Origin of the sequence: Paraburkholderia atlantica, from assembly GCF_000092885.1 — a bacterium.
Classification (GTDB): Bacteria; Pseudomonadota; Gammaproteobacteria; order Burkholderiales; family Burkholderiaceae; genus Paraburkholderia; species Paraburkholderia atlantica.
Genome location: NC_014117.1, coordinates 2,693,903 through 2,715,212 on the forward strand (window position 1 = coordinate 2,693,903; position 21,310 = coordinate 2,715,212).

A 21,310-nucleotide genomic window follows, 5' to 3' on the forward strand; every position below is an offset into this window, starting at 1 on the left:
GCGCGATACCTGAACCGTGATCTGGACGTACAGAACGTTGAAATCCTTGTCGTCTAAGGGTCGATTCGGTTACTTCGCGTGATTGGTAAACGAAACATGAAATTTCGCAACGGCTTCCATTGTCTAAAAAACATTCAGTTGAAGAAATCAGACGGTCGCACCGATATGGCAGGACCAGTACGAATTAGTAGTTCGCTCCCCTTTCGCCGCAACGCCATTGGACGAAGCAGCGTTAAGACCTCGCACTTACGGGAGTGGCCGTAAAACCAAGACGGAAGTTCGCTTTTGCACCGCGCATCGGTGCACGACGACACTCTGAACTGAGATTGACCCGCGAAGACGGACACCTATCCTTTTGATGAGGGGGTGTCGAAATGGGAGAGGCTCGTACCTCATAGCCTATGGAGTCAAAGCTAAGGCTCTATGGGCTGAATTCTGACAAAGCGTTCCAGTTGTTTTCCGGGTGGGCTGCCTATTTTTGTGCCGTCGCGATTGTTGTGCGCGATATTCTGACATAATCACTCAACTTCGGAATAACTAGGAATTTCTCAGAGTGGTCACCTTGTTGAACTGGACGAACCCTCCGCACGCGAACTGAGAGAGGTGGCCCCGCACGGTCCGACCGGTTTTCGATATTTTTGAGCGGAGCGTACGACGCAAACATGCTGCCGACTTGATCGCTGGCAGCGTCGCGTATGCTTCATCCGGCGTCTGATCTCTGCCAGACTCGAATGGGGCCATTACGGGTTGTACAGCTCTATGTAATTGCCAATGGAGCGCCGAGCATGGCTGACCGACTCGCTGGGCTTCAGATAGACTTCCGCGTTCTTGATGCGCCGGACTCTTTCGACGAACACGTTGTCACGCCAGCTGCCACGGCCATCCATCGACAGCCGGATGCCACACGCGTCGGTGAATGCGCCCGCCTCGAACAGACGCCCCTGATCGGTACTCAGGATGTCGGGCTGCACGTAGTGAGCAAATGCCTTTTCGACTATCTCAACAGCTTGCGTGGCTTTCAGCGCAATGACGACCCGGTGACCGAGCACCTTTCGGGCCGGCCAGTCCATGCCGACCAACCCCGTCTGTCGCTAAACCGACAGCACATACGTACGGTCGATCATCGCTTTGCGCCTTGTACTCCCGCCTTGGTGAGTACCGTCCAAATTTGCGCGACTAGCATTCAATTGTTACCGATCAGATCGAAATCTGTCACGTATGTGACTACACCTCAAAGCAGGAAGCCTTCAAATGGATGACTTTACCATCCGGGTCATTCTCGCCGATGACCATCCAGCTGTCGTTGCCGGATTACTCCATACGCTCAAGAAGTACCCCACGCTTGACGTTGTAGATACGGTTGGCAACTCCACTGAATTACTTGCTGCGCTTGGCAAACAGCCCTGCGACGTCCTCGTATCCGATTACTCGATGCCCGGCGGCGATTACGGCGACGGTATCACACTGTTTTCGTTTTTGCGACGCCGGTACCCGGCTCTACGAATCGTTATATTGACTATGATCGACAATCCTGGCGTTATTCGCTCTATTCTCAAGCTCGACATTCAATGCATTCTCAGCAAGGCTGATACGACCGACCATCTGCTAGCGGCGATCCACGGCGCATATGCAAATGGTCGTTATTTTTCCCCTGCTATTTCGAAGATTGTCTGGCAGCTTGACATTGAATCATCGACTTCCAGTAGCCGGACGCTCACCAAGCGCGAGTCCGAGGTAATTCGGCTGTTTGTATCGGGACTCTCCGTCAACGAAATTGCGGCGCAACTCAAGCGCAGCAAACAGACCATCAGCGCGCAAAAAACCAGTGCGATGCGCAAACTTGGAGTGGCAACCGACACTGATCTGATCAAGTACTCCATCGGCGCGGCGCTGGCGCAAGAGCCGGATAGCGAAGATCGCAATAATGGGCCGGACGACACAAAACCGGAGGCAAGCTAGTGTGAACCGCCGTGTATTTGGTAGGAGGCTCCAACTCTCGAGGGAATGGAGCTATAAGCAAGTCGAACAGGTTTTTTGCTGAAGTCCGCGAACATCCCGTGCGCATGGTGCAAGAGCATCGGGGGCGAGTATGGCAGACAGGATTCAGCAGCGAATCCATCGCCCGCGAAGTTTGGTGTACGAACAGGATGCTGCAGGGATTGGGTAAGCGATAAGAAGTTAATCGCCTCGTCTGTCGCGACAGCGGACAACGCATACATGAGGGTCGATCATCGCTTTGCGCCCTGCAATCCCGCTTTCGTGGGCCCTCAACCGCCTGTGCGGCCAGTCTCTAGCCAGCCGACCAGCGCACCTGCCGACGAATATTCCTGCAGTACCGCCGCGTAGCCGTCGAAGCGATTCGTCACTTCGCTCACGCTGTTGCCATAGTGATCGTTCTCGGCGAGCAATACATCCAGCAGAGTTCGTTTGCCCAAGTGGTACCACTGTTCGAAAAAGGCCTTGCGCACCTGATCGGTCTCGGCGGAAAGTCGTGCGTATTGGTCGGCGCGGCTCAGCATGGTGTGCGCATCCTGATCCGCGGCACGGATGCCATACTCAAGGTCACGTCGCTGCTGATCGAAGCGCTGCCACGTGGCCTGTGCCCGATACCCGGCCGCGGCCGTTGCCGCCTTCGTCGAACCGCCGCGAAATGCCGCCCAGTTAAGCGTCAGCATGGTCTGCCACGGCGCCCGTTGTCCCGAACCTCCTACCCCAGCATTCGCACTGACAACCCAGTTCACCGTCGGCAGCCCCGACGCTTTCACCGCCTTTGCATTCAGATCGGCCGCATTAGCCTCGGATTGAATTTGACGCAGACTCGAATGAGCATCTACCTGCTGCAGAAGTTGCGGCAGATTGCCCGGTTGGATGGGCCAATTGCGCGTGCGCGGAATCTCGGGCGTTGTCTCACCCACCAGCTTTTGCAATTTCAGTTCCGCATCGCGCACCTTGGCTTGTGCGGAATCGCGCGCGGCTTCTGCCTGCAACAGACGGGCCTTCGCCTGCGTGAGTTCGCTGCCTCGGCCTCGGTCGACAGCCACGATTTCACTGAGCATTTTCACGAGCGTGGCCATGCGCTCGACGAATTTCTGACTCAAGTCAACGATCGCACGTTGCTTCCCCAGCTCGACAAGCGTGCTAGTCACGTCGAACGCATTCTGATCTCGAGCCATAGTGTAATTGCTACGCGCCGCATCCGAGAGATGCTCACGGCTTCCGATCGTGTTCTTTGTGCGGCCCCAGTCGTACACCGTCGTCGTGATGGTCGCCGTGGCCACATTGCCGTTGTCGTAGCCATTCCGATTGCTGGGACCAAAATTAATGCCCTGCGTCTGCGAGCCGATGTCGACTTGTGGCCACCGCAGCCCTTTCGCTTCGTCCACATCTGCATTCGCAGCTTCGAAGGCTGCATACGCCTGCCCCACTTCGGGACTACGCTTCTCTGCCTTCTCGACAGCGTCAAGGAAGATACGACGTAGCGTGGCGGAATCCACCGAAGGCACGCCATCGGTACTGGACGGTTGCGCTTCAAGCCACTGCGCGAACGTCTCTGGGGGCGTGCGGCTTTCCGACTTCGACGGCTGTTTCGCTTCCGCGGAAATTGACTTCATTGCAATTTCGGCGTCGCTTGCCAATGACTGATCGGGCTTCGTGTGCGCACCCACATGGCCACTCACCGCCAAGCTAAACAGTGACAGAATCAGCCATGTTATAGGGCGTTGCGCCAAACCGTGGGAGCCGTCCTCTAAGCTCGAGGCCTCCACCGCAGCTTGCACGTTAGGTCGAATTGCTTGAGTCATAATCGGAATCGGTCAGATTGATCGTGATGACGCGACACCTAGCCGAGGCCGGAACTTACAAAGCGATGAAACAATCCTTGTCGTTTTTGGGGGCCGATTCGGCTACTTCGCGTGACAGATGAACGAAAAATGAAAATTTTGTAGTGCATCCATTGTCGGGAATTCAGTCAGTTGCCGAAATCAGACCGGCGCACCGAGCCGGCAGGACTAGTACGAATTTGTATATCGCCCGGACTTCGACTATTTGCCGGCTTCGCCCGCGCCACCTTCGCCTTGGCCGCTGGGGAGTGCGCACGTCGATTCCTTCTCTTTGCGTTTTTGGGTTTTTCTCTGTCGGCCATCATGGCCGACTAAAGTTGAGCAGCATTGGCGCAAATGTTGAGCGCGCACGGAGACATCGAGTTGTCGCACCTGGAAGCTGAGGACAATCCCCCGCAGATGGGGTTGACAATGAAAAAGATTGCAGCGGCGTTCTTGTGCGGCTGCAACAAACTCCGCCGACTCAATGACCGCGCGTTGGACGTGAACCCGCGTCCGCATCCGAAATCCTGGCAGGATGCCGCTGACCGATCACGATCGCCACAGTGTGGTCATGCGCGCCCGTTCATCGCGAGTGTATTTTGGTACGGCATACTGATTTCACGGATTGCGTCGAACAGACTCATTCATAGGGTCATGGCTTCCTTTGTCTTCCAATTGGGTTCGAACGTGATGCTGACATTTGCGAAACATTCCTCAAATCAGTCTGCTCGCTTGTCGTCCACGACAGCTTCCGTCGAGCGAAACACCGTTCTCTAGCCCACTTTTAAGCGATATGGCTGTCTGGGCCGCGCTTAAGACCGCGTGACGCTTGCGGTAGCCATCGAGGAAGCGCGCGATCCGGTTGATCGAATCCGCGAGGTCGTCGACGTTCGGCAGGAACACGACGCGGAAGTGATCCGGGGTCTTCCAGTTGAAGCCGGTGCCCTGCACGAGCAGCACGCGCTCTTCGAGCAGCAGATCGAGGATGAACTGCTGGTCGTTCTGGATCGGATACACCTTCGGGTCGAGGCGCGGGAACATGTACAGCGCCGCTTCTGGTTTCACGCAGCTTACACCGGGGATCGCCGTGAGCATGTCATACGCGAGCTCGCGCTGCTTGTACAGGCGACCGCCCGGCACGATCAGGTCGTTGATGCTCTGATAGCCGCCGAGCGCGGTCTGGATCGCGTATTGGCCGGGCACGTTCGGGCACAGCCGCATCGATGCGAGGATGCCGAGCCCTTCCAGATAGTCTTTCGCCAGCCGTCGGTTCTCGCCGGTCAGGCCCGAAATGGCCATCCAGCCGGCGCGGTAGCCGCACGAGCGGTAGCTCTTCGACAGGCTGTTGAACGTGACGGTCAGCACGTCCTCGGACAGCGACGCCATCGACGTGTGCTTCTTGCCGTCGTAGATGATCTTGTCGTACACCTCGTCGGCAAAGATCACGAGGCCGTGCTGGCGCGCGATCTCGGTCAGGCCGAGCAGCAGTTCGTCCGAATACAGCGCGCCGGTCGGGTTGTTCGGGTTGATCACGACGAGCGCACGCGTGTTCGGCGTGATTTTCGCGCGGATGTCGTCGAGATCGGGCATCCAGCTATTCGACTCGTCGCAGATGTAGTGCACCGGCGTGCCGCCCGCGAGGCTCACGCCGGCGGTCCACAGCGGGTAGTCGGGCGCCGGCAGCAGCACTTCGTCGCCGTCGTTGACGAGGCCCTGCAGCGCCATCACGATCAGCTCGGACGCGCCGTTGCCGATGTAGATGTCGTCGAGCTCGACGCCGTGCACGCCCTTTTGCTGCGTGTAATGCATGATCGCCTTGCGCGCGGCGAACACGCCCTTCGAATCGGAGTAGCCCGACGAACTGGGCAGGTTCAGGATCATGTCCTGAATGATTTCATCGGGCGCCTCGAAGCCGAACGGCGCCAGATTGCCGATGTTCAGCTTGATGATGCGATGGCCCTCTTCTTCGAGCCGCTTCGCGTGTTCGAGGACGGGCCCGCGAATGTCGTAGCAGACATTCAACAATTTGTTGGATTTGAGAATCGGTTTCACGACAGCCACTCTCATACTGAACAATTAACCGGGCAAACCCTCAACTTGTGGGGCTAGCAAACAACTGCAACTCCATAAGGTACTGAAGTCCATTGCCGTGCAACCAGCAACTTTGCATTCCTTAAAACATAACTAATTAACCTGCATAAAATCCTGTTTGCCGCGCAGCAACTTCAACTTAACGGATGGCGGGAGTCATGAGATGACTAATAGGAAACCGATAGATCGTGAACAGGCCAGAAGATTCCTTTTTTTCGGCATGAGGTTCAACCTTCTTCTTTCTTACCCCTCTGTTACAGCCTTCACGACAATTGCTGATTTGGCGAGCGGCTCCATCATGATTCTTGCCTCGGGTGACATCATGGCCTCGCCCTCGATCGAACCGGAAAGCGCCCGGACAGCAAGGCACCGTCCAACAATGAGGTAATCGCCACCACCCAATCTCGAGGGGCCCTTACCCGCTCAAGGTCCAGCAAGCTAAGCACCACAAGCAGGCGCTCATCGCTCTTGCCCGACAACGCTATAAGGCGCTGCTTGCCATGGACGACGGTATCGTCTGCCACGCGAAATTCGCCCTACTGTTTGACGAAGCACATAAACTTCGCATTCCGACAGAAATCCAGCTCGCAAAATGCGTTCAGATGCACTAAACTTAACCCACGAATTAGGCGTGGTAGTTCAGTTGGTTAGAATACCGGCCTGTCACGCCGGGGGTCGCGGGTTCGAGTCCCGTCCACTCCGCCAGCATCACCCAAAGGCGAACAATTGTTCGCCTTTTTTATTTGGGTTGGCGCGATACACGGATGCCCCTTCGCGCATTGAAGTTCGTTGCGCTTTTGTACAGGGAAGCGTCGCGGACCCTCAGGCGGCACAGAACGCCCGCCTGCTGATACCCCGGCCGAATGCCCGGCAGTGATCGCCACGCAGAGGTTCTCAAACGGACTCCGCGACAATCGGCCGATACACGGGTGCCTTCCGCCGTCCTGTTCCAATCCGGGGCGTCGTGTGATCCGTCAATTGCCTGCCTTCGGAACCGCGATGTTAAGAAATCCGTAAGGATCGGTCCGCGCATGCGGGAGATAACGACACAAGTACAAAACAGGTCGCTGCCGGCGAAGCCGAACTGACGAACCTTGCTTCACGTACCGACTCCGTCGGCCTTCAGCGTCAGTGACAATACCGTCATGATCAGTTCCTCGTAGCTGATACCAACCGCGCGGGCGGCCTTCGGTGGTAGGGAATGGTCGGTCATTCCGGGCGCCGTATTCACTTCAAGGAAGTACGGATTGCCTTCACCGTCCAGCATAAAGTCAGCGCGGCCCCAGTCGCGGCAGCCAAGAACCTCAAACGCTCGGCGCGCCAAGGCCTGCAGGCGGATCTCCTCTGAGGATGTCAGTCCGCACGGAATCAGGTATTGAGTGGTGTCGGAAATGTACTTCGCGTCGTAGTCGTAGAACTCACCTGCCGGCACGATAAGGATGACTGGCAAGTCCAGATCACCCGCAATGCACGCAGTGTATTCACCACCGCCTTCGATGCTCTTCTCGACCAGCACTATTGTGTCGAACTTTGCCGCATGCGCGATCGCTGCAGAAAGCTTCGCGGCTGTCTTTACCTTGATCACCGCGACGCTCGACCCTTCACTCGCCGGCTTCACAAAAAGCGGCAGGCCGAGCTGCGCGACGATCGCGCGCGCGCGTGCATCGTAATCATCGCCGCGCATCACGGCTTCGAATGGCGGCGTTGGAATGCCCAACTGCTGCCAAACGAGTTTTGCGCGAAACTTGTCGAGCCCAAGTGCCGAACCGAGCACGCCGCTACCCGTATAGTGAATGCCGTAGAAATCGAGCGCGCCTTGAATCTGCCCGTTCTCGCCGTAGCCGCCGTGCAGCACGTTGAACGCGCGCGCAAAGCCCTCGTCTTTCAGAGCTGACAGCGGCCTTGCGGAAGGATCAAAAAGGTGCGCGTCGACGCCTCCATCCTGCAATCCCTGCAGCACGAGACGGCCGGAATTGATGGACACTTCACGCTCAGCGGATACGCCGCCCGACAGTACCGCCACCTTACCGAATCGTTTCGGATCTATACCAGCCATCTCATCCCCCTGTTTTTGCGCGAGGCGCCCAAGCCGCAGTCACGAAAACCGCGATCATCGCAATCACCGCATTGCGAGCGCGCGCCACCACGCGAGCGCATCAACACGCGGTCCGTTCCGCACTACCGTGGCAAATCGAGACTAGAATCGAGGCGGTGACACTCACCCGAACTTCACGCTCTCTCGAAGCCCGAAACGAGGCGAACAACAAACTATCCATCACCGCACGAGCATACGAAGATGAACACCAGCTGTCCATTAGCAGTCCGCAGTGGCGTGGATGAAATCGGCATAGCTGAGATGGCTGCCAGACAAAAAGGTGCGCGGCCCAATTTGCTGGAGAACGGTCTCACTCTGCCGTTACGGACAATGCTTCACCCGAGTTCACACTTCCCCGGCGATTTATCGAACCTACTGTACGTCAAGCTTTGCAAGCGCCATGCGGATTTCCTGCGCAGACTTTCTCTGAGCCAATAGCGCCGCTGCGCGTTTCGCGTGTCTTGCGAGCAGATGACGTTGAGGCCCGGGAGCATAGGCGTAGATGTGATGCGGCCTGAGGCCGACGCTGCGCAAGCGGCGGACGTAATACAACTGACTGTAAAAGGGAACAATACGATCCTCGGGATCCGAAATCAGATAGATTTCCGGCAGCGGGGCCCGACGAATATTCCCGATTTCGTCGACAGGATCGTAATAACTCTGTGCGTCATACAGCAGTCGGCCTGGAATTTCACGCCTGAATTCCCAGTACGCGGTGACTTGTTTCACGGAAACAAGGCCGGAAGAGATCACCGATGCCGCTATGTCCTGCCGCCTGTTCAGGAGCGCTGCGACGATCTGCGCTCCAGCGGAATGTCCGGTCAGGATGAATGACGTGATGTTGTAACGCTCCTTGAGCAGGTCCAGCGCACGCTCCATCAATTCGATCTCGCGGTGAGTGCGCCGCGTGTTGTGGTCGCCAGAGGAGCCATAGATACCTGGGCGGGCAAGATAGAGCGCGGGGTGTCCGGCATCGGCAGACCAGCCGGCCATCTCTTTCTCAATCTCCTTGGGTGAAGCAGATTGGTAGGATTGTGTAATGTACCTGACTCCTTTCGCGGTTCTTAGCATCACATCGCCGCTGAAATAAACAAGGACGGTAGGATTCTCACCGCTGGAAAGACCATGCGCATAGTACCGGATGCAATCTCCCTTGCCTTTGACTTCAACCCAGAGGCTATCGGGCACCTGTGCACAGTGTTCCCGTGAACTAAACGAACCATTCAGGGCTTGCACGGCATCGAAAGGCTCACCTTCCACAGGGATGTTGAGCTCTCCCGGGCGCGGGTCCTCGAACGGCGCTAAGGCGGGTCGCCCTCCCAGAGAGGGTTCGACCACTCCCCAAATGCCAAATGTGACGAACAGGAAACGCCGAAGTCTCCAGCGCAGAAGGTGCGATAAACGCCGAAAATATCGGCCAGGCCATTGCATGAATAAAGTTCCGTGAAGTTGTGCAGAACAAAACAGGGGAGGTCAACCATCTTTTTGCGCTCGTACGACCGACCTGCCGCGGGTTCCCGTCACGGGAACGACGCTGCCGTCTTGGGGTAATTCAGTCAAGCCTGATGGGGTGTATTGCCCGTAGGCTTGGAGGCAGTCGGTACGGCCTGCGCTTGCGCACATACCTTCATCCACGCAACGATGTGGTGTATGCCCGTACTGTTGGAACCCTTGAGCAGGACCACATCCTCGTCGGCCAGTTCTTCGCTAAGTGCCGACTTCAGTTCATCCAGAGAATTCGTGTGGCGCCCACGGCGTGCAGCGGGCAATTGCTCCCAGAAACCGGTATAGAGTTCGCCCATGACGTAGACACGATCAATCCCACAACGCTCGACCACCGCGGCGAGGTCAGCATGAAGCATCGGGGCCTCGGGACCAAGTTCGGCCATCTCGCCGAGCACAGCGACTCGTCTGCGAGCATGCTTCATGTCCCGTAAATGCTCCAAGGCCGCCTGCATCGAACCGGGATTGGCATTGTAGGCATGGTCAATGATGGTCATGTGCCGTCCGTCAAGCGTCAGTTCAAGCTCCTGGCCCCGGCCGGACAGCGCAGTAAAGCGCGCGATCCGTTCGAGCGCGGGTTCAAGCGGATAGTTGAGCGCCAGGACGGCAGCAAGGACGGCCACGCTGTTCAGCGCCATGTGCAAGCCGGCAGCCCCAATCGGGTAAGTGATATCGCGCCCTCTGATGCGGACCGTAGCCGACTGCCGCAACGCATCATGGTCCACGAGCTGAAAGTCACTCTGAGCAGTGGTGCCATAAGTGACGATATTCAGATCCTGTTCCATAGCCGCCTGGTAGACTGTCTCCCACTCCAGCATGTCGCGATTGAGTATCACGATACTTCCTGCCGACATGCCGCGGAAAATCATGCTCTTGGTACGGGCAATATCGGTGATTGTGCTGCTTTTGCCGAGGTGCGCAGGCTGGATGTTGGTGAAAATGCTGATGTTCGGGCGGGCAATGAGCGCACTCTTTCCCATATTGCCCACGGCAACTTCCAGGACGACATGAGGGGTGTCCCAGTTGATTGACGCAAGATTCCAGCTCAAACCGTGGGGGAGGTTTGCGTTGAAAGCACTCGCGGCCGTCTGGCCGTAAGCATTGAGGGCGTCAGCCAGCATGGCCACGAGCGTAGTCTTGCCAGCGCTTCCGGTTACCGCCAGGACGGCGCCGCTCATCTGCTTGCGTGCGTAGGAACCCATCGCAAGAATTGCCTTCCCCGTATCTGCGACATGTAAGACCGGCAAATCTTTGAGTTGGGCCTGCACGTCAGGATCGCTCGTGATGACACCCACCGGGCGCGTATGCATCCGTCGAATGACAGGCACGGGAATCCCCCGGTCGGTCTCACCGACTCGCGCGACCACGACATTTCCGGCCTGCATGGCAGGCACATAAATGCAAAGGCCGTTTGCTGTCCACTCCGAAGGTGGCGGCGTAAGCCATGTCCCTTGCGTGACCGACTGGATCACCGAGGCGCTCCATTGCCGCCCCGATGTAGAGGATTCCGACTGCTGCTGTTTATTCAGATAACTCAGGTAGGCGACAAAACCTGACAGATAGTGCTCGACGTCGTCAATGCGGACCCGGAAGGCGTGGTGGCGGATAAAAAAGCTGCCGGTGATCCTGCCCGGATTGGCGAAGTACATCGCCAGTTCCGGCCAGAAATAACCATTCAGAAGGCGCTGTGCCCGCGAGTGCAGTGCATGGAAGAATCTATCCAGATCAACCTCAGCGAGCAGGTGCGCCATTTCTGGCTGCTGCTGCAGACGACCGATCATCTGCTCGGCAGCCATCATTAATTCGAGCAGGGTCGGGAATGTCGTGACTCTCCCGATAACAAAGTCGAGATAACCAGCGAAATTCTGGATCCCGAACTTGTAATACGCTTCCAGCGGCTTGTGACGTGTCAATTCGTTCACGCAATAGCTAAGCCAGTGGTCATGCGCCTTCCAGTGGTCCGCCTCGATGAAATGACCGAACGCCTTTTCCACTGCTTCTAGCCATCTCGCATCAGCGGTCAGGCCGTAAAGGCGCATCAGACCGAAGGCCGCTTCCCCGTCGTAATAAATGATCCGGAATTCCTGCTTCACCGACAGATCAGGATAGTTCAGCACATGGCTGAACTTGCCGCTGTCGGCATCCTGCATGAAGAGGATGCCTGTCGCGAGCTGCTCAAGCAGTGTCAGATATTCGGCCGAGCCCGTCAGCTGGCTATATTTGACTAGCGCCAGCAGGCACACGCCGTTTCCACCCAGTTTGATTTCGTCCCGTGTATCAACCAAAAACGCCGCCTGGACGCCGGATGGCAACTCCATCGGCTTGATGAGTTCATTGACGAGATAATGCAGAGCTGCGTCGATTGCAATCTTGAGGTCGTTATCGCGGGTCACCTCCCACGCTTCGAGCATCGCATAGACCGAACTTGCATGGCGCAGAGTGTTGTAGGTGCTGATGGCGCGATCGAAGCATGGATGCCAGCCATAATGAAAGCGTCCGCCTTGCTGTACCTGCCCGGCCAGATAGCGGCTGCCGGATGTGACGAGCGCCCTGACATCCGCCGGCTGGAGATGTTCAATGATGCGGCGACCTGCATTCAGGCCAGTACCGTGCAAAAGATGCACCTCCTGCGATTGCAGACTCGTGAACGCTCCGCGGGTCGAAAAGATATACACCTCCCGCGCGTCTGCGAAATCCACATTGGCGAGCTGGTGCCGGATGGTGGCATATCGCTCGAAGTTCTTCGAGTTGACAACGGCATGTGCGTGTGCCGCGCCTCCATACAGCATGGCATTGGCATTCAGTTCGGTCTCGAGGAAGGCATGCCGGAAACTGCTGTCCAGCGACAGGCCGCAACGGAAGTAGTTGCGTTTGGTCTGTTCGAGGCGGCCCCGCAGTGCTTCCCAGGTCGTGCCCTCAACGTTTTCAACCCAGTCCACGCGCAGCCACTGGACAGCCACTCCGGTTGCACCGGCAGTCTGCTTCGCCCGCTCCATGCCGACGTCCCACGCCTCTGCAAATGTCAGTGCCGTTGCACTCACGACGTCGGCTCGCCGCTGCCCGTCGCTCCATGAAAAGAACAGGACAAAGCACGGCCAAGGCGCTGCCAGGGGATTGACCTGCGGTTCAACGATAGAGCGCAGTCGTGCGAACAGTGCGGGAAAATCTGTAGGAGTGAGCGGGGTGGGCATCATGGTTTTACTCTCGGTATGGGGAGGACAATACGTCTTCGGCCAGATAGCTGGCGACAATGCTTCGTCTGGAAGCAGCTAATCAAATCTGACCGGATACGATTGACCAATCCAGTATATACATGCGCCGAACGATGCTTTTGCAGAGGTTCGAACCTGTAATCGAAAGACCGAGCCCCTGAATTTCACCTTCCGGAGGGGCGGTCGTGCATCGACATAATGAGCGTTGTGCCGGCGGACGCGAGCTCCCGTCGCCACTGCTCGATAAACTCTCGTCTGCGCAACGGGGATGCAAAGGTGAACTCATTGAGCATCCTGTTAAATAACTCCTGATCACTGTCTTGCAATGCCGCATAGGCGAGCAATACATTGATTGCTGGAATAGTTGGTTGTTTGGCCATTCACAACTCCGTACCTGAAGCGTGGTCGTTTCGTTTGTCTATCGGACGCGACGCCTAAACAACTAACAGACGAACCGTGTCATTCGTCGAACCACTGCTGCCTGAAGCGCACCGCGCAATGAACAATATGAGGCGCAAACCGACATCCAACCACGCCGTACGGGCAGGATTGTGTTCGAGCTGCGCTCAGGCGTTGCATGGGATCCACTACCGCAATAGGTGGATACGGTTCTGGCACCGCCTCGTGGCGACAGGTCGTCGCATGGCAGGAAACAGGTGTCTCGCAACGCATTCACGAAATTTGGCCCGTCGAGCGCTCTGCATGAGTTCACTCGCTCCGACGCCGGAAGATTTGCTACGAACGCTACCTGGTATTCGCGAGGCCTTCCTGTCCCTCCCTTGCACCTTGATTTGCTGGACGCTCGTCAAGCCCCTTTTGATTCATTTCGCAACAGCTTCTTGGTGCGAACGCAACCTCTCCGATTCAGAAAGGTCGCGTGCCCAGAGCCTGCGGGCCGTGCCGTCAAGCCGGATGGGACAGGTTCACACGCACCACCACGCGGCGGTTGGGTTCGTTGCAGGCAATCTTCCGCTGCATCGTCCCGCTGCACTCCGCAACCACAGGATCGGAATTGCCCGCGCTTTCGGCTGTAATCTTCAACGTCGGAACACCCTGCTCAATCAGCATCCGGCGAACCGTCATCGCACGCTGCTCGCCAAGTTTCTGCGCCGCCGCATCCGAGCCGATCAGGTCCGCGTGACCAATCACCGTGACAGCTTCCAGCGACGCGTTCTCCGCGAGAATCTTTTCGGCAAGACGAGAAATCTCCGCCTGGCCTTTGCCGGTCATGTCCCGACTACCAGACTTGCCGAAGGCGAACAGCGTGTCGCCCTTGAGTGTGTAGTTTTTTACCACGGCAGGTTGTGCCGCCGCAGCAGGCTGTACCACGGGGACTGACGGATAGTCACACGCCTGAACGGCAGACGCGCGGGATAGCACGTGCATTTGCGCACGCATGCCCTGCAACTGGGTTTCGGCTTCGTTGCGCGGCACCACCACCGGTGCGCCATTGCTGTCAACCGGCGCGACCTTAACAAAGTAGGTCATGCCGCCCTTCAGTTCAGCGCGGGATCCACCGGTGGTCTTGCCTTTGTAGAGCGGTGCATCGTGGATGTACGCACCCAACGTATGTTCGCCCGGCTTCACGCAGAAGATGCTGTACCCCCCCGGCAACAACGCGGTATGCAGATCGCCATCAACGTAAACGTCAGCGGCGGCCGAACGGCCCGCCCCTGCGGATGCGTCACGGTAGTAGACGACCTGCGCCTGCTGCGAGCTAACCTGCCCAAGAGGCGCGTAAGTCTGGCCGAATACCTTACCAGGCTGTGTGCCAGCGCCGGACATCGAGCCGGTAACGGGTGCGCCGACCTGGGTCGCCAGCGGCGGCTGGTTGGAAAAAGTTTGCTGTGCGACGGCGGGCAGGATGCCCGCCATCACGAGCAATGCGCCTGCGAGCGCACGTTTCAGGGTTTGATTGAAAGTCATGATCAGTTCGTCAAAAACGGTCCCCCGGGCAGTGCGATGCTGCTCAGGGAGCCTGATTAAATGGTTGGTGACTCCGGGTCCGCGACGCAGGTCATGCGTCGCGGACCATCCGAAGATCAGTGGTTGCTCAGCGTTGTATCAACACCATGCTGTACCAGCAGTTCGGCGTTCAGAGCCGTGTGGTAGAAGACGTCATATGAGACACCGCCTACCGTCGTGGTGCCAGACTGCCGCACCCAGTCGCCAACATCGCCTCCGTCCGGCAACAGATCAGACAGCTCGACCTTGTCGCCCGCATCGCCCTTGACCATCACCTGCGTGCGGCCGTCAGCAACGAACAGGTCCTTGCCGCCCAGTTCGAGCACATCGCCCAGCGACAGCTTGAGCGTGTTTTTGCCGGTGCCGGTGATGTCGAACACTTCGACCGATGACAGTGTGCCCTCCGACCTCAGCCTGCTCAGGTCCAAGGTCTGGTCTGCGCCCTTCAGCTTCAGCGTGTCGATACCGCCATTACCGTAAACCGCCCCCAAAAAATCCCCAGATAACGTGAAGATGTCGTTCGCCGAAGTCCCGTGGTAGGACAGGCCCCCTGGCACGACTTCATTGTGGCCACCACCGTTGATCACCTCCGACGTATAACTGGAAGCATTGCCCGCAGAATCCACAAGCGCAACTCCATAGGCACCATTTGATCGAATGAACTCTCCTTCCTCGTCACTAACGCCACAAACCAAGCCACCTCTGCTAATCGCACCCTCATCCAATCTATAAGCGTATCGCGCGTTGCCGACTGCAAGTGAGACGAAATCGCCCACTTTGGCACTCGCGGGCAATTCCACATATACCGCCGTGCCACCATTCACAACCCGCGTCGAAATTGGCGCATCCGGGGCAGTCGTGTCGAGCGTTACATTTTGCGACGACACGTTGCTGCTATTGCCTGCTGTATCGACCACGCGCGCTTGGATCGTCCAGTCAGCATCATGTGCCGTATTGTCCTGGAACACCCAGTTCCCCAAATTGTCGATCAACGCATCGTGCCAGGTCTTTCCACCGTCCACCGAGACCTGGACCTTCTCGCCAGCTGCGAGTTGTGCCGTCAGCGAACCCATAATCAAGCGGCCCGCCGAACCATCATTGGTCAGGTAGTGTTGCCATGCAAAGCGGATGTCTCCCACGCTATCCTTGCCCATCATCGTGATGGTCGCTTCAGCGCTTGGCGGGGTCGTGTCCACGACCACCACGTGCGGCTCCGACGGCCTACTTTCGTTGCCCGCAGGATCGCGTTCCACCACCGTGAACTCATGCTCGCCCTCGGCCAGCGGCGTATCCGGCGTGAAGCTCCAGTTGCCCTCCTCGTCGACCTTCGTCTCGCCAATCGGCGTGCCGTTGTCGATCACGACGATCGTGTCACCCGGCTCACCTCTGCCCACCAGCGTCGGCGTCGTGTCGTCCGTGCTCTCACCATTTCCCACCGGACCCTGGATCGGACCCACGTCGTCAATCACTTCGCCAATTTCCGGCGTGTCCGGCCCCATCGTGTAAATCCTCACATGGGTAGTCGGGCTCGGCGATGAGATATGGCCCGCTGCGTCCGTCACCGTATAGGAGATGTCGAACTCCGCGTCCTGCCCGATCAGATCATCCACCGGAATATTGAGCTTGATCTTCCCGGTGATCTCATCGACCATCGACACCACGTGCTCATAGGTCTTGCCGTTCCACTCCAGCGTGATCGTGTCACCCACGGCCATGCCAGCATAGGACGGGATAATCACCCACGTGCCATCGCTGGCCTCTGCCGAGTCGATTACACCGTCTGCCATCTCCGGTACTTCAGGTGCCTTCAGTATCAGTGGCACTGCCGTATCGATGATCACCACGTGCGGCTCCGACGGCCTGCTTTCGTTGCCCGCAGGATCGCGTTCCACCACCGTGAACTCATGCTCGCCCTCGGCCAGCGGCGTATCCGGCGTGAAGCTCCAGTTGCCCTCCTCGTCGACCTTCGTCTCGCCAATCGGCGTGCCGTTGTCGATCACGATGATCGTGTCGCCCGGCTCACCCCTGCCCACCAGCGTCGGCGTCGTGTCGTCCGTGCTCTCACCATTGCCCACCGGACCCTGGACCGGACCCGCGTCGTCAATCACTTCGCCAATTTCCGGCGTGCCCGGCGGCGTCGTATCGATGATCACCACGTGCGGCTCCGACGGCCTGCTTTCGTTGCCCGCAGGATCGCGTTCCACCACCGTGAACTCATGCTCGCCCTCGGCCAGCGGCGTATCCGGCGTGAAGCTCCAGCTGCCCTCCTCGTCGACCTTCGTCTCGCCAATCGGCGTGCCGTTGTCGATCACGATGATCGTGTCGCCCGGCTCACCCCGGCCCACCAGCGTCGGCGTCGTGTCGTCCGTGCTCTCACCATTGCCTACCGGACCCTGAACCGGACCCGCGTCGTCAATCACTTCGCCAATTTCCGGCGTGCCCGGCGGCGTCGTATCGATGATCACCACGTGCGGCTCCGACGGCCTGCTTTCGTTGCCCGCAGGATCGCGTTCCACCACCGTGAACTCATGCTCGCCCTCGGCCAGCGGCGTATCCGGCGTGAAGCTCCAGTTGCCCTCCTCGTCGACCTTCGTCTCGCCAATCGGCGTGCCGTTGTCGATCACGATGATCGTGTCGCCCGGCTCACCCCGGCCCACCAGCGTCGGCGTCGTGTCGTCCGTGCTTTCACCATTGCCCACCGGACCCTGGACCGGACCCGCGTCGTCAATCACTTCGCCAATTTCCGGCGTGCCCGGCGGCGTCGTATCGATGATCACCACGTGCGGCTCCGACGGCCTGCTTTCGTTGCCCGCAGGATCGCGTTCCACCACCGTGAACTCATGCTCGCCCTCGGCCAGCGGCGTATCCGGCGTGAAGCTCCAGTTGCCCTCCTCGTCGACCTTCGTCTCGCCAATCGGCGTGCCGTTGTCGATCACGACGATGGTGTCGCCCGGCTCACCCCGGCCCACCAGCGTCGGCGTCGTGTCGTCCGTGCTCTCACCATTGCCCACCGGACCCTGAACCGGACCCGCGTCGTCAATCACTTCGCCAATTTCCGGCGTGCCCGGCGGCGTCGTATCGATGATCACCACGTGCGGCTCCGACGGCCTGCTTTCGTTGCCCGCAGGATCGCGTTCCACCACCGTGAACTCATGCTCGCCCTCGGCCAGCGGCGTATCCGGCGTGAAGCTCCAGTTGCCCTCCTCGTCGACCTTCGTCTCGCCAATCGGCGTGCCGTTGTCGATCACGACGATCGTGTCGCCCGGCTCACCCCGGCCCACCAGCGTCGGCGTCGTGTCGTCCGTGCTCTCACCATTGCCCACCGGACCCTTGACCGGACCCGCGTCGTCAATCACTTCGCCAATTTCCGGCGTGCCCGGCGGCGTCGTATCGATGATCACCACGTGCGGCTCCGACGGCCTGCTTTCGTTGCCCGCAGGATCGCGTTCCACCACCGTGAACTCATGCTCGCCCTCGGCCAGCGGCGTATCCGGCGTGAAGCTCCAGTTGCCCTCCTCGTCGACCTTCGTCTCGCCAATCGGCGTGCCGTTGTCGATCACGACGATCGTGTCGCCCGGCTCACCCCTGCCCACCAGCGTCGGCGTCGTGTCGTCCGTGCTCTCACCATTGCCCACCGGACCCTGAACCGGACCCGCGTGGTCAATCACTTCATCTAGCGACGGAGTCTCCGGCGCATCGGCGTCAGCGTCAGCATCAGCATCGGCATCGGCATCGGCATCGGCATCGGCATCGGCATCGGCGTCGGCATCGGCATCGGCATCAGCGTCCGCATCCGCATCCGCATCGGCATCGGCATCAGCGTCCGCATCCGCATCAGCGTCCGCATCCGCATCCGCATCAGCGTCCGCATCCGCGTCCGCATCGGCATCGGCATCGGTATCCGCGTCGGCATCAGCATCAGCATCCGCGTCGGCATCAGCATCCGCGTCCGCATCGGCATCAGCATCAGCATCAGCATCCGCGTCGGCATCCGCGTCGGCATCGGCATCGGCATCGGCATCGGCATCAGCATCAGCGTCAGCGTCAGCGTCAGCGTCAGCATCCGCATCAGCATCCGCATCAGCGTCGGCATCCGCGTCGGCATCGGCATCGGCATCCGCGTCAGCATCAGCATCAGCATCAGCATCAGCATCAGCATCAGCATCAGCATCCGCGTCGGCATCGGCATCGGCATCGGCATCGGCGTCCGCGTCCGCATCCGCATCCGCATCCGCATCCGCATCAGCATCAGCATCCGCATCAGCATCCGCATCCGCATCCGCGTCAGCATCCGCATCAGCGTCGGCATCCGCATCAGCGTCGGCATCCGCATCAGCGTCGGCATCAGCATCGGCATCAGCGTCCGCATCCGCGTCGGCGTCGGCATCCGCGTCCGCATCCGCATCAGCGTCAGCATCCGCGTCGGCATCCGCATCGGCGTCCGCGTCGGCATCCGCGTCAGCATCGGCATCGGCATCCGCGTCAGCATCAGCATCGGCATCTGCATCTGCATCCGCATCGGCATCGGCATCGGCATCAGCGTCCGCATCCGCGTCGGCATCCGCGTCGGCATCCGCATCAGCGTCCGCGTCCGCATCCGCATCAGCGTCCGCATCCGCGTCCGCATCCGCATCCGCATCCGCATCGGCATCAGCATCCGCATCAGCATCAGCATCAGCATCAGCATCAGCATCAGCATCAGCATCAGCATCAGCATCAGCATCAGCATCAGCATCAGCATCAGCATCAGCATCGGCATCGGCATCGGCATCAGCGTCGGCATCCGCGTCCGCATCAGCGTCCGCATCGGCATCGGCATCGGCATCGGCATCCGCGTCGGCATCCGCATCCGCATCCGCGTCAGCATCCGCATCAGCGTCGGCATCCGCATCCGCGTCGGCATCCGCATCAGCGTCCGCATCCGCATCAGCATCCGCATCAGCATCCGCATCAGCATCCGCATCCGCATCCGCATCAGCGTCCGCGTCCGCATCAGCGTCGGCATCAGCATCGGCATCTGCATCGGCATCTGCATCGGCATCTGCATCGGCATCGGCATCTGCATCTGCATCTGCATCTGCATCTGCATCTGCATCCGCGTCCGCGTCCGCGTCCGCATCAGCATCAGCATCCGCATCCGCATCAGCATCCGCATCGGCATCGGCATCGGCATCGGCATCGGCATCCGCATCCGCATCCGCATCGGCATCCGCATCCGCATCAGCATCAGCGTCCGCATCCGCATCCGCGTCCGCGTCAGCATCGGCGTCCGCATCGGCATCAGCATCCGCGTCCGCGTCAGCATCGGCGTCCGCATCGGCATCAGCATCTGCGTCCGCGTCCGCGTCCGCGTCCGCATCAGCATCAGCATCCGCGTCCGCGTCGGCATCCGCATCCGCATCGGCATCGGCATCGGCATCGGCATCGGCATCCGCATCGGCATCAGCATCCGCATCGGCATCAGCATCAGCATCCGCATCGGCATCAGCATCAGCATCAGCATCCGCGTCCGCGTCCGCGTCGGCATCCGCATCAGCGTCGGCATCAGCGTCGGCATCCGCATCCGCATCGGCATCGGCATCGGCATCCGCGTCAGCATCGGCGTCCGCGTCGGCGTCGGCGTCCGCGTCGGCATCCGCATCAGCGTCCGCATCCGCATCCGCATCCGCATCCGCATCCGCATCCGCATCCGCATCCGCATCCGCGTCCGCGTCGGCATCCGCATCCGCATCCGCATCGGCATCGGCATCCGCGTCCGCGTCCGCATCGGCATCGGCATCGGCATCCGCGTCAGCATCGGCATCCGCATCCGCATCAGCGTCAGCATCCGCGTCGGCATCCGCATCCGCGTCGGCATCCGCATCCGCATCAGCGTCCGCATCCGCGTCGGCGTCGGCATCCGCGTCCGCATCCGCATCAGCGTCAGCGTCAGCATCAGCATCCGCGTCGGCATCAGCATCGGCGTCCGCATCCGCATCGGCATCCGCATCGGCGTCGGCATCAGCATCAGCATCAGCATCCGCGTCACCGTCCGCGTCCGCGTCGTCTTGCTCACCCGGTGGCGTCAGCGCATCTTCAACCGGCTCTACGCCCCCTGAGCCGTCACTCTTACCCCCGCTGGCGGCAGCAATCCCTGCACCCAGCGCTGCAAGCGCACCTAGACCCAAAATGCCGAGACCGCCCACGCCCATCCCAGACGCGGCTGCGGCATTCGCGCTGAACCCGTTCAGCTGTTGCGCGCCCAGCACGAGAGGCGAGTCGGCGCCGTCCAAAAGGAACGCAGCCTCATGGTCGTTCTCGCCGTCTGCAGCGATATATTCGTGGTACGCCTCGTCTTCGCCCAAGCCGATCAGCGCGCCTTCACTGCCGTAAAAGTCTTCGATGATCAGTTGCGGTTGGTCGAGCTCCGTCCCTTCCAGGCTGACTAGAAGCTTCTTGCCCGAACGGCGCACGGTAATGTTTTGAGGAGCATGGCCAGTATCGTTGTGGGCCAGAATGAACTTGCCACCCTTGATGGCGTGGATATGAACGGGTGCGCCTTGCGCGGAATCGCGCAATTCGACCGTCTGCTTGATCGTGCTGCCGTCGATGACGGCCAGCTTCACTGAGCTCGTACTCACTGT

At 59.4% G+C, this 21,310-nt stretch carries 10 protein-coding genes and 1 tRNA gene; 2 read left to right on the forward strand and 9 right to left on the reverse strand.

The window, feature by feature from the left end:
* Positions 1-740 precede the first annotated feature (740 nt).
* Positions 741-1,070 carry a hypothetical protein gene (locus BC1002_RS12095; protein ID WP_083788687.1) on the reverse strand — a complete coding sequence of 110 codons (330 nt, stop codon included), beginning with the start codon at positions 1,068-1,070 and terminating at the stop codon, positions 741-743.
* Between the two features lie 181 nt (positions 1,071-1,251).
* Here BC1002_RS12095 and BC1002_RS12100 point away from each other — a divergent pair, with 181 nt between their 5' ends.
* Positions 1,252-1,959: a response regulator gene (locus tag BC1002_RS12100; RefSeq protein ID WP_013090314.1), complete on the forward strand. Its 708-nt coding sequence runs from the start codon at positions 1,252-1,254 to the stop codon at positions 1,957-1,959.
* A 308-nt stretch (positions 1,960-2,267) separates the two neighbouring features.
* On the opposite strand, the gene BC1002_RS12105 is transcribed toward BC1002_RS12100, so the two are convergent.
* Both BC1002_RS12105 and BC1002_RS12110 read right to left on the reverse strand, forming a co-directional pair.
* Entirely contained in the window at positions 2,268-3,611 is a 1,344-nt protein-coding gene (locus tag BC1002_RS12105) for a TolC family protein (RefSeq protein ID WP_238537894.1), read from the reverse strand.
* Positions 3,612-4,535: 924 nt separating this feature from the next.
* Entirely contained in the window at positions 4,536-5,882 is a 1,347-nt protein-coding gene (locus BC1002_RS12110) for a pyridoxal phosphate-dependent aminotransferase (RefSeq protein WP_274380038.1), read from the reverse strand.
* 658 nt (positions 5,883-6,540) lie between these two features.
* Between BC1002_RS12110 and BC1002_RS12120 the strand changes: the two genes are divergently transcribed.
* Positions 6,541-6,617: transfer RNA gene (locus BC1002_RS12120), tRNA-Asp, on the forward strand.
* Between the two features lie 394 nt (positions 6,618-7,011).
* Here BC1002_RS12120 and BC1002_RS12125 read toward each other — a convergent pair.
* The 6 genes from BC1002_RS12125 to BC1002_RS38855 form a co-directional block, all read right to left on the reverse strand.
* Positions 7,012-7,968 (reverse strand): D-alanine--D-alanine ligase, encoded by a 957-nt coding sequence (locus BC1002_RS12125; protein ID WP_013090317.1) that lies wholly within the window; start codon positions 7,966-7,968, stop codon positions 7,012-7,014.
* Between the two features lie 411 nt (positions 7,969-8,379).
* Positions 8,380-9,438, reverse strand: coding sequence for an alpha/beta hydrolase family protein (locus tag BC1002_RS12130; RefSeq protein ID WP_013090319.1), 1,059 nt, complete (start codon positions 9,436-9,438; stop codon positions 8,380-8,382).
* A gap of 125 nt (positions 9,439-9,563) precedes the next feature.
* Positions 9,564-12,704, reverse strand: a complete 3,141-nt coding sequence (locus BC1002_RS12135) for a UDP-N-acetylmuramoyl-tripeptide--D-alanyl-D-alanine ligase (protein WP_013090320.1) — start codon at positions 12,702-12,704, stop codon at positions 9,564-9,566.
* A gap of 182 nt (positions 12,705-12,886) precedes the next feature.
* Positions 12,887-13,102, reverse strand: a complete 216-nt coding sequence (locus tag BC1002_RS12140) for a hypothetical protein (protein WP_013090321.1) — start codon at positions 13,100-13,102, stop codon at positions 12,887-12,889.
* A gap of 523 nt (positions 13,103-13,625) precedes the next feature.
* Positions 13,626-14,648, reverse strand: a complete 1,023-nt coding sequence (locus tag BC1002_RS12145; protein WP_013090322.1) for an OmpA family protein — start codon at positions 14,646-14,648, stop codon at positions 13,626-13,628.
* 116 nt (positions 14,649-14,764) lie between these two features.
* Positions 14,765-21,307 carry an Ig-like domain-containing protein gene (locus BC1002_RS38855; protein ID WP_157874664.1) on the reverse strand — a complete coding sequence of 2,181 codons (6,543 nt, stop codon included), beginning with the start codon at positions 21,305-21,307 and terminating at the stop codon, positions 14,765-14,767.
* Between the last annotated feature and the right edge of the window lie 3 nt (positions 21,308-21,310).

What these genes read in the sequence shown, in the direction of transcription:
- BC1002_RS12140 (WP_013090321.1), bottom strand. Translation starts at nt 13,102, where the DNA reads ATGGCCAAACAACCAACTATTCCAGCAATCAATGTATTGCTCGCCTAT.
- BC1002_RS12125 (WP_013090317.1), bottom strand. Translation starts at nt 7,968, where the DNA reads ATGGCTGGTATAGATCCGAAACGATTCGGTAAGGTGGCGGTACTGTCG.
- BC1002_RS12095 (WP_083788687.1), bottom strand. Translation starts at nt 1,070, where the DNA reads ATGGACTGGCCGGCCCGAAAGGTGCTCGGTCACCGGGTCGTCATTGCG.
- BC1002_RS12100 (WP_013090314.1), top strand. Translation starts at nt 1,252, where the DNA reads ATGGATGACTTTACCATCCGGGTCATTCTCGCCGATGACCATCCAGCT.
- BC1002_RS12130 (WP_013090319.1), bottom strand. Translation starts at nt 9,438, where the DNA reads ATGCAATGGCCTGGCCGATATTTTCGGCGTTTATCGCACCTTCTGCGC.
- BC1002_RS12135 (WP_013090320.1), bottom strand. Translation starts at nt 12,704, where the DNA reads ATGATGCCCACCCCGCTCACTCCTACAGATTTTCCCGCACTGTTCGCA.
- BC1002_RS12145 (WP_013090322.1), bottom strand. Translation starts at nt 14,648, where the DNA reads ATGACTTTCAATCAAACCCTGAAACGTGCGCTCGCAGGCGCATTGCTC.
- BC1002_RS12105 (WP_238537894.1), bottom strand. Translation starts at nt 3,611, where the DNA reads ATGAAGTCAATTTCCGCGGAAGCGAAACAGCCGTCGAAGTCGGAAAGC.